Source organism: Mesorhizobium sp. RCAM 05104, from assembly GCF_059683645.1.
The window spans coordinates 437074-449151 of the sequence record NZ_CM185033.1 but is presented as its reverse complement, the minus strand read 5'-3'; the positions used below and the strand labels follow the sequence as shown (position 1 = coordinate 449151).

General features: G+C 62.8%; 13 protein-coding genes and 1 tRNA gene. 6 read left to right on the top strand and 8 right to left on the bottom strand.

The genetic code is table 11. From position 1 onward, the window contains the following. Positions 1-45 precede the first annotated feature (45 nt). Positions 46-327, top strand: a complete 282-nt coding sequence (locus AC56QP_RS02505) for a hypothetical protein (RefSeq protein ID WP_489861077.1) — start codon at positions 46-48, stop codon at positions 325-327. Between the two features lie 160 nt (positions 328-487). On the opposite strand, the gene AC56QP_RS02500 is transcribed toward AC56QP_RS02505, so the two are convergent. The 4 genes from AC56QP_RS02500 to AC56QP_RS02485 all read right to left on the bottom strand — a co-directional run bounded on the left by AC56QP_RS02500 (position 488) and on the right by AC56QP_RS02485 (position 2735). Then, positions 488-727, bottom strand: a complete 240-nt coding sequence (locus AC56QP_RS02500) for a DUF2188 domain-containing protein (RefSeq protein ID WP_091578370.1) — start codon at positions 725-727, stop codon at positions 488-490. A gap of 28 nt (positions 728-755) precedes the next feature. Then, on the bottom strand, positions 756-1034 hold the full coding sequence (locus tag AC56QP_RS02495; RefSeq protein WP_489861078.1) for a DUF982 domain-containing protein: 279 nt from the start codon (positions 1032-1034) through the stop codon (positions 756-758). Between the two features lie 152 nt (positions 1035-1186). Beyond that, positions 1187-1504: an SH3 domain-containing protein gene (locus AC56QP_RS02490; RefSeq protein WP_269905802.1), complete on the bottom strand. Its 318-nt coding sequence runs from the start codon at positions 1502-1504 to the stop codon at positions 1187-1189. A 127-nt stretch (positions 1505-1631) separates the two neighbouring features. Continuing rightward, a complete protein-coding gene (locus AC56QP_RS02485; RefSeq protein ID WP_489861079.1) occupies positions 1632-2735 on the bottom strand; it encodes an NADH:flavin oxidoreductase/NADH oxidase in 1104 nt (367 codons plus the stop codon). A 154-nt stretch (positions 2736-2889) separates the two neighbouring features. On the opposite strand from AC56QP_RS02485, the gene AC56QP_RS02480 reads away from it, so the two are divergent. Next, positions 2890-3468, top strand: coding sequence for an NUDIX domain-containing protein (locus AC56QP_RS02480; RefSeq protein ID WP_489861080.1), 579 nt, complete (start codon positions 2890-2892; stop codon positions 3466-3468). A 115-nt stretch (positions 3469-3583) separates the two neighbouring features. After that, a complete protein-coding gene (locus AC56QP_RS02475; RefSeq protein WP_489861081.1) occupies positions 3584-3967 on the top strand; it encodes a hypothetical protein in 384 nt (127 codons plus the stop codon). 188 nt (positions 3968-4155) lie between these two features. Here AC56QP_RS02475 and AC56QP_RS02470 read toward each other — a convergent pair. Next, positions 4156-4241 (bottom strand) — tRNA-Leu (locus AC56QP_RS02470). Between the two features lie 282 nt (positions 4242-4523). Next, positions 4524-5189: an outer membrane protein gene (locus AC56QP_RS02465; protein ID WP_489861082.1), complete on the bottom strand. Its 666-nt coding sequence runs from the start codon at positions 5187-5189 to the stop codon at positions 4524-4526. A 386-nt stretch (positions 5190-5575) separates the two neighbouring features. Between AC56QP_RS02465 and ade the strand changes: the two genes are divergently transcribed. Then, positions 5576-7393, top strand: a complete 1818-nt coding sequence (gene ade, locus AC56QP_RS02460; RefSeq protein ID WP_489861083.1) for an adenine deaminase — start codon at positions 5576-5578, stop codon at positions 7391-7393. A gap of 24 nt (positions 7394-7417) precedes the next feature. Here ade and AC56QP_RS02455 read toward each other — a convergent pair whose 3' ends face one another. Together AC56QP_RS02455 and AC56QP_RS02450 are read right to left on the bottom strand one after the other, a co-directional pair. Further along, positions 7418-8581 carry an alpha/beta hydrolase gene (locus tag AC56QP_RS02455; RefSeq protein ID WP_489861084.1) on the bottom strand — a complete coding sequence of 388 codons (1164 nt, stop codon included), beginning with the start codon at positions 8579-8581 and terminating at the stop codon, positions 7418-7420. 142 nt (positions 8582-8723) lie between these two features. Continuing rightward, a complete protein-coding gene (locus AC56QP_RS02450; protein ID WP_489861085.1) occupies positions 8724-9797 on the bottom strand; it encodes an alpha/beta hydrolase in 1074 nt (357 codons plus the stop codon). 465 nt (positions 9798-10262) lie between these two features. Between AC56QP_RS02450 and ilvA the strand changes: the two genes are divergently transcribed. Continuing rightward, a complete protein-coding gene (ilvA, locus tag AC56QP_RS02445; protein ID WP_489861086.1) occupies positions 10263-11519 on the top strand; it encodes a threonine ammonia-lyase IlvA in 1257 nt (418 codons plus the stop codon). Beyond that, positions 11516-12067, top strand: a complete 552-nt coding sequence (locus tag AC56QP_RS02440; RefSeq protein ID WP_489861087.1) for a DUF1697 domain-containing protein — start codon at positions 11516-11518, stop codon at positions 12065-12067. Before ilvA ends, AC56QP_RS02440 begins: the two co-directional genes overlap by 4 nt. Positions 12068-12078 lie beyond the last annotated feature (11 nt).

Here is a 12078-nt window from a genome sequence, read left to right as displayed (position 1 = left end):
TTACCCCGTGTCGCACCCAAGGCGGCCAAGATACGGAGTAATTCAATGTACACGAAACTTCTCGCAGCATCCGTTCTGACGATCGGTCTCGCCACGTCGGCGCTGGCGCAGTCGGCGGACAGCACTTATTCCAACCACCACAACTGGCTCTTCGGCAACGAGGATTCCGCGACCGTCGACACCACGACCACCGGCAGTATCAACGGCGATCGCTCCGGATTGAACAGCCTGGGCAATCCGGGGGCCGTCGGGCCTTGTGCCTCCAACACGGCCGGCCCCGACGCCAATGCCGGACGGAACGTCAACGATCAGTATTGCGGCAAGTAGTCAGAGCACGATCCCGAAAGGGCTTACCGGTTTTCGGGAAAGACCACGCTAAACAGATAGAGCCTGCAGGGTGGGCGCTGGCCGCGGAACGTCTTCTCTCCGGACGTCCGCGATCAGCGCCCTGGGCTGTGCGTCGCCGAAACTGGTCGCCGATCCAAATTCAGTCGGAGATTTCTGTCTGCGGCCGGTCCCGGCCGTCGGCCAGTTCATCGTGCCATTTGCCGTCGGCATCCTCGTACTGGATGCCGTCAGTGGCCCCGGCAACCTGCTGCTCGGCCGAAGCGATTTCGGCGGCGCGCAATGCATCGTGATGGGTGGGAAACGTCTCCGAGAAGGTCGCTCCGACCTTGTAGGCCCAGCCGCCGTCATGCTCGACGATCTTGTAAGTCAGCTTCGCCATGAAATCCTCCGGTTGAAAGGTCCGCTGCTCAATGCAGCCGGTCGTCGGGCAGTCTGTCGTCGGGCACCAGCACTTCCGCTTCCTTGGCGGCTTCAATCAGCGCCCGGCGCGCATCCGCTGTCGAACGATAACCTTCCAGCACTTTGAGGCAAGTGTCGAGGGCATCACGATGTCGCTGGCCGCGATTGAGCGGCCACACCGTCATCAGGCACTCCGCCGCCTCCTGGGTGCTGTGGATATGGCGATATTTGCCGACATGGCCGAGCTCGACCACGACTGGCGTTTCGAAAGGTTTTTTATCCATCATGGCCGCAACGCAAAGCAGCCAATTTGGTTGCAACCATGTCCTTCAGCCTGCGCCCAAACGTCGCGTCGCGTTTGCGACGCGCTTTAGCTCTTTGTTCGATGCATGTCGTTGTCCCAAAACCGGATCCATTTTTGGGTGACGTGCACGGCGTCTCAGTAGCCGCAATCGTTGCGCAGCCAGCGTGCGTTTGCCCAGCCGGTCGTGCCGCCGATCTCGACTTGATACCAGTTGCCGCGCCTGTCGAAGATCTCGGTATGATCGCCATTGAACAGCTGTCCGATCATGCGCGACGACGAATTCGGCCGTGCCCGCACGGCGAGAAAGCCGCTGCCAGTCGCCAGATTGTAGCGGCCGGACAGGCCGTGCACCGTGCCCTCGCAATATTGCGCGCCGGCCGGCGTCGCCGCGCCGATCCAAAGCCCAGCCACAGCCGTCAGCGCTGCAACCGGCAAGAATGTCCTGAACGACATGATTTCCTCCCAAGCCTGGCCGCGCCCTCCGCGGCCTCACCCAACGTAACAGGTCGCGGACAAAATTGAAGCAGTGCAGCTGTCCAGAACCACGGCAAGGCCGCGCCGGTATCGGGAGAACGGCCGGTCAGCCCGCCGCCTTCATCCAGTGCTGCATCGTGGTGACCGAACGGGCCAGCTGCGGCGCCGGGTGGATTGTCTCGCTGAACGTGGCGGCCGCGCGCCATCCCCAACGCGGGTCGGCCAGGAAGGCACGCGCCAGCGCCACCATGTCGGCGCGGCCCTCGGCGACGATTGCCTCGGCCTGCTTCGGGTCATCGATCAGGCCCACCGCGCGGGTCGGAATGCCCGCCCCCTTGCGCACGGCTTCCGCAAGATGCACCTGGTAACCGGGGCCGGTGGGCAATTTCTGCAACGGCGAGTTGCCGCCGCTCGAGCAGCAGAGATAGGCGACGCCGACGGCCTTCAACGCCTTTGCCACCTCGATCGCGTCTTCAACGTCGAAGCCGCCGTCGACCCAATCCTTCACCGACAGTCGCGCGCCGAGCATCAGGTTTGGAACCGCTTTCTTCACGGCCTTGGCGATCTCGACCACCAGGCGCATGCGGTTTTCCAGCGAGCCGCCCCAGCGGTCGGTGCGCTGGTTGGACAATGGCGACAGGAACTGGAAGATCAGGTAGCCATGCGCGGCGTGCAGTTCGATGAAGTCGAAGCCGGCGCGCTCGGCCCGCCTTGCCGCCTCGGCGAACCGCTCGATGAGCTGCAGGATTTCCTCCTCCTCCAGCGCGCGCGGCACATTCCAGCCGGTGTCGTAGGCGATGGCCGAAGCCGAGACAGTCTGCCAGGGATCCTCGTTTGGCTGCAGCGGCCCGCCGCCCTCCCAAGGCTTGCGGTTCGAGGCCTTGCGGCCGGCATGGGCAAGCTGGGTGCCGAACCTGGTGCCGGGAGCAGCGACGCGCCTGGCCGCGTCCAGCGCCCGGCGGGCGCCCGCCTCGTTGTCTTCGGAGTAAAGGCCGAGGCAGCCATGCGTGATGCGTCCGCGCCGCTCGACATCGGTCATCTCGACGGTGACCATGCCGGCGCCGGACATGGCAAGGTTCATCCAGTGGTAGAGGTGCCAGTCGCTGGCCGAGCCGTCTTCGGCCGAATACTGGCACATCGGCGCGACGGCGATACGATTGGGGAAGGTGAGGCCGTCAAGGGTGATCGGCTGGAAGAGCGATGCTGTCATGAAATGAGGCTCCGGGAGGGGTAAGCCGTTATCTAGGCAATGGATGGAAGGCGCGCCAGACACGAGACGGTGAGACGGCCTTTTTGGACCGATTGCCCACATTGCGCAAATGCCGGTTCGCGGCTACGCCTCGACCAACAGCATGGAGACCATGATGGAAGATCGCGTTCGCATCCGTTCGGAGGAGGTACTCTCCGACGACTGGGCCGTCCTGAAGAAAACCGTCCTCGACTATCGCCGGCGGGACGGACAGTGGGAGACGCAGATTCGCCAAACCTATGATCGTGGCGACGGTGCGGTGATCCTGCCATACGATCCGGCGCGCTCGACCGTGCTTCTGGTGCGCCAGTTCCGTTATCCCGCCTACGTCACGGGCCATCGCGAGCCGTTGATCGAGGCCTGTGCCGGTCTGTTGGACGAAAACGATCCGGAAACCTGCATCCGCAAGGAAGCCGAGGAAGAACTCGGCTACCGGTTGAAAGATGTCGAGCGGTTGTTTTCGCCTTACATGAGCCCGGGCAGCGTCACCGAGCGGCTGTGGTTCTTCGTTGCGCGCTATTCACCGGCAGACCGCATCTCGGCTGGCGGCGGCGCGCCGGAAGAGGGCGAGGACATCGAGGTTCTGGAAATGCCGCTCGACGAGGCGCTGGCCGGCATTGCCGATGGCCGCATCATCGATGCCAAGACCATCATTCTGATCCAGCATCTGAAGCTGAACCCGATCCATGCTTGAATCCCCTGTTTGTTCCACGCTTCCGGCTTTTGGCCCTCGCCGACGATTTGACTCAGAGCAATGCGGCGTCGGGTCGCCGGCCGTAGAGGTCGGGTTCAACCGTAGGGACTTGGACATGATTTTTCATGCAACGACCAGAAGCGCCGCGCTCGGCACGGTCGTCTCCATTCCAGCCATGGGAGCCGCTGCAGTGGAGAGGGCTTCTGCCGCGAACGTGAACGAAAGCCCGATCCTGGCCGGCTTCCGGCGTTGGGAAGCGCTCAGGAATTCGATCACTTTTGGCATTTCCGACAAAGATCTGAAGCGTGTCCACAGGAGCATGTCCGAGATCGTGGAAACCATGTTCGCAACCCCGGCCACGAGCACCCATGAGTTCGCGGCGCAGTTCATGGTCGTTTGCAGCGGCGACGAGATCGAGTACCGGCGGGCTGCCCGCGAGCTCCATGCTCACGCGCAAACCCTGGTCGGCATGGCGTCACTGCGAGCGGGACACAGCTGATTTAACGGCCATCGTGTCTGATGTCTTCGTGAACGGCGTTGCGCCTATCTAATTCACGGGGCGCGCGGCGATCCCGGGCGCACCCTGTTCGTATCGCAATGCTCGACATGTGATGGCAGCGCCGAAAACACCGTCGCTTCCAGGCTGCCTGAAAGTCGAACCGACAAGTTGCAAAATAGCAGCAGTGGTGGTGCGGACGACGGGAATCGAACCCGTACGATCAGAGATCGAGGGATTTTAAGTCCCTTGCGTCTACCAATTCCGCCACGTCCGCAGGCCAGCCCTTTTCAGACGCCAGACACAGGCCGTCAAGTCGTGATCTTGGCCGCCTGAACGCGCAAACCAGACCTTGTGGCGTGGTGATGTGGCGTGATCACGGAATTACCCGCCCTGCAGGCATCGCTATTATGTCGCTCGGCGGATCGGATCCGCCTAGGCCGGCGCTTCTCAGGCCCACCCCATTCCCCCGCCCACTGGGGGCGTCGGCCGCTCCCTTCCACTGAGATAGCTCCTCGAGCTACCGCCTTGGCCGGTGGCGTCACGTTGCCGGTGAGGTTCAGAACTTGTAGCTCAGGTTGATGCCGACCGTGTTCAGCTTCACATTCTGATCGCGATCGACGAAGGGATCCGGCGTGTCGTAGTGCTCGGAACCGAAATCGTAGTAGCGATATTGCGCGCCGACGACGAACTTGTCGGTCAGCGCGTAGTCGATGCCTGCTCCCACGGTCCAGCCGACATTCGTGCGTGTCCTGGAGAACGCCGAACCCACGGCTTGCGAGGTTTCGATACCGCCAAAGGCGACGCCGCCGATGCCATAGACCAGCAGGCGATCCATCGCGTATCCGGCCTTGGCGTTGACAGATCCGAACCATTTGATGTCGGTGCCGAACGTGTTTCCCGGGCCTGCTTCGGCGGTGCCGTTGATCGAGGAATAGTTGAGGTCTGCCTCGGCGCCGAGCACCGCCTGGTCGAACTGCCACAGGCCGGCGACATGGCCGCCGACGAAACCGCCGTCGATGTCGGGCGAGACGGAAAATGGCCCACCATCTGTCCCTGATATATCGGATTGGCCCCAGCCATAGCCGGCCTGCAGACCGGCATAGTAGCCGGTCCAGTCGAAGCCGGGCGCGGTCATCGGCACATCGACTGCCGGGTCGGCCGCGAAAGCCGGCACGGCCAGAGCGGCAAGAAAACCGGCACTTGCGACCATCAGGCGACGCATCGAACTCCCCGAAAGAGGATTCAGAAAGGTCCTTCCGCGGAAAGTAACGCGATTTGCGCCAAAACGGAATCTTATTTCTGACTCTGGTAAATATCTCTCGCCGCGCCGGCATCGGCAAGGCGAGGACAGACGGCATTGTCGCGGCTGGTCGAACCCATACTCGGCGGCGAGGTCACGGTCAGTGGTACTTTCGCCAGGGGCGAACTGAGGCGCCTCGCGGAGTGGATTTCGGCCGGAAAGGCAAAAGTCACGGTCGTAAAGGCTGAACAGCCCTCGTGAAAGCCGGGTTAGCTCCGTGAAGATGGGGGTGGGCCTCAAGCGATCCACTGTTTGGCGCTGGTCAAAACCACGCTGGCTTGGCACAGTCGGGCAAACAGGAGTCCTTCATGGCAAAGAAGCCGTCGGCGCATGCGACGAAACCCAGACCGTGGACCGAGATGGCGACGCATCTGGTCGACGTCGCCATGGGCCGAAAACCCGCCGATATGGTCATCCGAAACGGGCGCTGGGTGAACGTTCATTCGGGTGAGATCATCGCCGGCACCGACATCGCCATTGCCGGCGGTCGCTTCGCCTATTGCGGGCCGAACGCCAGCCACGCCATCGGTCAGGGCACCAAAGTGGTCGACGCCGGCGGCCGCTATCTGGTGCCCGGCCTCTGCGACGCGCACATGCATGTCGAGAGCGGCATGGTGACGGTGACCGAGTTCTGCCGTGCGGTCATTCCGCACGGCACCACCTCGATGTTCATCGATCCGCACGAGATTGCCAATGTGTTGGGCCTGCCTGGCGTGCGGCTGATGCATGACGAGGCCGTCGCCATGCCCATCAACGTGCACGTGCAGATGCCGTCCTGCGTGCCCTCGGCACCGGGGCTGGAACACGCCGGCGCCGAGCTGACGGTCGCCGATGTCGCGGAAGCGATGACCTGGGAGAACATCATCGGCCTTGGCGAAGTGATGAATTTCCCTGGCGTCGTCGCCAACGACCCGGTGATGTCGGGTGAGATCGCCGCCACGGTGAAAGCGGGCAAGACGGTTGGCGGTCACTATGCGTCGCGCGATCTCGGCCTGCCGTTCCATGGCTATGTCGCGGGTGGCCCGGAGGACGACCACGAGGGCACGCGCGCCGAGGACGCCATCGCTCGTGTGCGCCAGGGCATGAAGGCGATGCTGCGCCTGGGTTCGGCGTGGTACGACGTCGCCTCGCAAATCAAGGCGGTCACGGAAGGCGGCATCGATCCGCGCAACTTCATCCTGTGCACCGATGACAGTCATTCAGGCACGCTGGTCCACGAAGGTCATATGGACCGGGTGGTGCGCCACGCCATCCAACAGGGGTTGAAGCCGGTGACGGCGATCCAGATGGCGACGCTCAACACCGCCCAGCATTTCAAACTGGAGCGCGAGATCGGCTCGATCGCGCCGGGCCGGCTTGCCGACCTGCTGATCGTCTCGGATCTGACCGCGATGGCCATCGATGAGGTCTATGCGCGTGGCGTCAGGCTGGCGAAGGGCGGCAAGCTCGAAATCGACATTCCGGCCTATGACTATCCCCGGACGGCGAAGAACACCGTCAAGCTCGGCAAGAGGCTAAAGGCCGGCGACTTCGACATCGTTGCCCCCAAGGGCGCCAACGAAGTGCGGGTGCGCGTCATCGGCGTCATCGAGAACCAGGCGCCAACGCGCGCGCTCGAGGCCGACCTTCCCGTCGAGGACGGGCTGGTCGCCATGGATCGCCGCAACGACGTCTGCCAGATCGCGCTGGTCGAACGCCACAGAGGCACGGGCGGCGTCACCAACGCCTTCGTCTCCGGTTTCGGCTACATGGGCGACTGTGCCATGGCCTCCAGCGTCGCGCATGACAGCCACCACATCATCGTTGTCGGCACCAACAAGCAGGACATGGCGTTGGCGGTCAACCGGCTGGGCGAGGTCGGCGGCGGCGTCGTGCTGTTCTCCAAGGGTAAGGAACTGGCGCTGGTCGAGATGCCGATCGCCGGGCTGATGTCGGACGAGCGCGCCGAAATCGTGGCGGCAAAGGCGGAGAAACTGACCGAGGCGATGCGCAAGATGGGCTGTTCGCTGAACAACGCCTACATGCAGCACTCGCTGCTGGCGCTGGTCGTCATTCCGGAGTTGAGGATCTCCGATGTCGGCCTGATCGACGTGACGACTTTCCAGAAGGTCGATCTGTTCGTCTGAGATCAGCCGTCCGCGCTTCGTTGCTTACCCACCGGTGGCGATGGTCAGCACCTTGAATGGCGTGGTGATGACTATTTCGGCGACCGAGCCGACGGCCTTGCCGAGGCCCTGGCCAAGATTGTCGAGCTGCGCGGGCGATGTCTCGTCCGACGCCAGGCCGGCCGGCGTGCGCAGCCGGTCGCCGAGCAATTGCACCAGGATCGGATTGTCGGCGAATTTGGCATGGTTCAGGCGATCACCGCCCTTGGCTTGGGAAAGGTCGACGACCGACACGCCATAGCTGGCGAGATCAGCGGCGTTGCCATAGTCACCGACACGCGGCTTGTCGCCCGAGATCAGGGAAGAGAGCTTGAGGGCCCGATCATCGGCGGAGAGCAGGATGGCGAACGGCTTATCGGGTTTGCCATAGCGGATCATCTGCTTCTTGAACACGTCGACATCGATATCGGGCGAGGCCAGGATAACATAACCGAGCTTGCCGCCGAGATCGCGGTCGCCGGTGATGGCGAGCTGGCGCAGCGCCTCCATAGTCACCCAGGTTCCCATCGAATGGGCGATGATGTCGATGCTCTTGACCTGGGTCTTGGCCAGCATCCTGAGCGTCGCTTCAAGGTCATCGCGGGCGGCGTTGGCGCTTTCCTTGTCGTAGATATAGCCGGTCGTCTTGCCGCTGGACGCCCAGGAGAACAGCACCGGTGTGCCGGGAAACTTGGTGTCGTGCGCGATCTGTGTCAGCCGGTAGATACCGTCATCGAAACCATTGTTGAAGCCGTGCACGAAAACCAGCGCACGGCCGCCGCGCATGGCGATGTCTGCGCCGACCGCCTTGGCGAATTGCGGCGAGCCGTCATAGAAGGTGACGTCCTTCGCCGTGAAATCCTTGGCCGGATTGCTGTTGGCGGATCCCTTGGCCCGCTCGATCGCTCCCACCTGGTGGGTTTTGGGAACAGTCACGTCGACGCGGGCGTAGCTGGTGGTCAGCGAGCGATCGCCGTCGAAAACCTGCCGAGGGTACTTCGTGGCCTTGCGGCGTGTCGTGGCAACGAAAATCTCATGCGTGGCCGCAATGTCGGACGCAGCGGCGGCGACCGTCGTCCTGTTGAGCAGGTCATGCGTGTTCCGGCCGGCGCAGCCGGTGACAGCGAGCGCGAACGCGACGATGACTAAGCTTTTCAAACGCACGGTCACACGCCGGCTCCCGCAAAGGGGGACGTCAAACGCATGACGTCGCTGGCTATTCCGATAAAGCCATAGGCCGGCGCGGTCCAGTTCAAAGTGCGCCGAGGCTTCCGCAAGGGTGACGGGCGGGGCGAACGCCTCGCCAGTGCATCTATTGTCCGAGCAGGCCGATGCGGTCAGTCACCTCACGGTCGCTGGCAAAGCCGTCATCCTCGCGCAGCCGCTGGCCGATCATCTTCACCAGTGCCGGATTGTCGGCAAATTTCGTGTGGTTGAAGCTATCGGTTCCCTTGACCTTGGAGAGGTCGACGACCGTCACGCCATAGGAGGCAAGGTCGGCGGCATCCTTGTAGTCGCCGACGCGTGGCCGTGAGCCGGCGATCAGGCCGGAAAGCCTCAGCGCGCGATCGTCATCCGACAAGAGCAGGATGAACGGCTTGTCGGGCTTGCCGTAGCGGCGCATCTGGCTCTTGAACACGTCGACATCGATGTCGGGCGAGGCGAGCACCACGTCGCCAAGTTTGCCGCCGAGATCGCGGTCGCCGCTGATGGCCATCTGGCGCAGCGTTTCCATGGTCACCCAGGTTCCCATCGAATGCGCGACGATGTCGATGCGCCGCGCGCCGGACTGCTCCAGCATGCGCAACGTCACTTCCAGCTGGTCGCGGGCGGCACTCGCACTTTCCTTGTCATAGACATAGTCGGTGGTCCGGGCGCCCGAGGCCCAGGAAAACAGCACCGGTGTACCCGGATAGCCGGAATCATGGACGATCTGGGTCAGGCGGTAGACCGCGTCGTCAAAGCCCGTGTTGTAGCCGTGCACGAAGACCATGACACGGCCGCCGCGTGCCGCGATGTCGGCGTTGAGCGCGCTGGAGAATTTCGGCTGTGCGTCGTAGCCGACGACCTCGGAAGCCATGAAGTACTTGGCCGGATCATCCGACTTGCCGCGCGAACGCCGCTCGATCTGGCCAGTCTGATGGATTCCGGGCACGGTGACGTTGACGCGGGCATAATTCAGCGTGGCCGAGCGCTCGCCGTCGAAAACCTTGTTCGGATCGTCGGACTTCTTGCGCGTCGTGGCGATGAAGATGCTGTGATTGCCGGCAATCTCCGTCACCGGCGTCGCGACGATGGCGCTGCCAAGCAATTCCTGTGTTTGCTGGCCGGCGCAGCCGGCAACGAGCAGGGCAAGGGCAACCGCAAAAATCTTCTTCAAAGGCACGTCTGAAATTCCACTCCGGCCAAAAGGCCTGTCTACCCCCGCGACACCTCCCGGACAGTTTAAGTGCGGCGGAAGTAAGTCATTTCCGGTCGAAATGTGATCAGCGCCTTGCGACAACCATCGCACTGTTGCGTGAAAGCCAGAACGGCGGGAGAAATGCCGGAATGCGGGCCTCGTGGGGGCGCTCAACCAAGGGCATCACCGTCGGCTCACCGAATTCCGGCCGCGACATGGTTTTGAGGCCGGGCGATGCAACAGCATGAACAAACGCCTCCAAGTGCTTGCTAGGATTCTGCGAATACCTGTTTCGGAGGGGCATGAATGGCCGGGCAATGGCGTCGAGGGGCCGGATATGCAATAGGCAGGATCGGCTGCACGAGGCCAGGGCGCGCAACAAACAAAGGGTGCGCGGCCTGATCGATGATAGAGGTCGGCACAAGACATGCGGTGCAAAGTGATTTTCCAATGACCAGTTTCTCTTCCCGCGTCGCTGTTGCTGCCTCCGCGATCCGCCAGATCTTCCCGGAAACGCCGCTGCAGGAAAACGACTATCTGTCGAAAAAGACCGGTGCGCGGGTGCTGTTGAAGCGCGAGGACCTATCGCCGGTGCGCTCCTACAAGATCCGCGGAGCCTTCAATTTCTTCCGCAAGGCGCTTGCGGCGGGCAACCAGGCCGAACTGTTCGTCTGCGCTTCCGCCGGCAACCATGCGCAGGGCTTCGCTTTTGTCTGCCGCCATTTCGGCAAGATGGGCGTGGTGTTCATGCCGGTAACGACGCCGCAGCAGAAGATCGACAAGACACGGCTGTTCGGTGGCGATTTCGTCGAGATCAGGCTCGTCGGCGATTTCTTCGACGATTGTTATCGTGCCGCCTTCGAATTCACCGAAAGCTCGGGCGCCCACATGGTGCCGCCCTTTGATCACAAGGACATCATCGAAGGCCAGGCGACGGTCGCCTATGAGATCGCTGACCAGATGCCGGGCGCGCGCATGCCCGACATCATCATGCTGCCGGTTGGCGGCGGCGGGCTTGCCGCTGGCGTCACGCATTATTTCGCCGATCAGGACCGGGAAACCCGCTACGTCTTCTGCGAGCCGGCCGGCGCGCCGAGCCTGCACGAGAGCCTGGCGGCCGGAAAGCGGTTGAAGCTCGCAAAGGTCGACAATTTCGTCGATGGCGCGGCGGTGGCGGAGATCGGCCGCGAACCGTTGCGGCATCTCAAGGATTTTCCGGCCGACACCGTGCGGCTGATCCCGGAGAACCGGCTCTGCGCCACCATGATCGAGATGCTCAATGTCGAAGGCGTCGTGCTGGAACCGGCCGGCGCCCTGGCGATCGATGCGCTGAAGGATTTTTCGAGGAAGGAGATCCGCGGCAAGACCATCGTGGCCGTGGTTTCGGGCGGCAATTTCGACTTCGAGCGGCTGCCGGACGTGAAGGAGCGGGCGCTGCGCTTCGAGGGGCTGAAGAAATACTTCATCATCCGCTTCCCGCAGCGGCCGGGCGCACTGCGCGACTTCCTTGAAATGCTGGGGCCCGACGACGACATCGCCCGGTTCGAATATCTGAAGAAATCGGCGCGCAATTTCGGTTCCGTGCTGATCGGCATCGAAACCAAGGACCGTCGCAATTTCGACCTGCTCAAGGCGAATTTCGAGGCCGAGGGCGTCCAGTACCAGGACATCACCGACAATGAGACGCTGGCGGGGTTCATCATATGAGCGGTGCGGGAAAAGTCTTCATCGCGCTGTTTTCCGGCATCAACGTTGGCGGCAACCGCATCGTCAAGATGGCGGAGTTGAGGTCGTTCTTCGAGGATCTCGGCTTTGCCGATGTCGCCACCTATGTGCAGAGCGGCAACGCCGTGTTCCGGGCGAAGAAGGGCGACGCGGCCGCGCTGACGAAACAGATCGAAGCAGCCTTCGAGAAGAAATGGGGTTTCCATTCGCGCATCATGGTGCGTGATCTCGGCTGGTTCGAGCGGCTGGTGGCCGAAAATCCCTATCCGGAAGCGGCGGCGGAGCACACGAAGCTGCACGCCTATGTGCTGGAGCGCGAGCCGACTGCCGACGAGGCGGCGCGGCTGGCTGAAAAGTGCACCGGTCCTGAAAGCTTCGAGATCAAGGGTGACGTGCTCTACCTGCACGCGCCGGATGGGCTTGGCAAATCGGTGTTTGCCGGGCTGATCCCGCGCACCCTGAAGGTGCCCGGTACCGCGCGCAACTGGCGCTCGGTGCTGGCGCTGCTGGAGATGGCCGGCGGAAAGTAGACCGCTGCGCT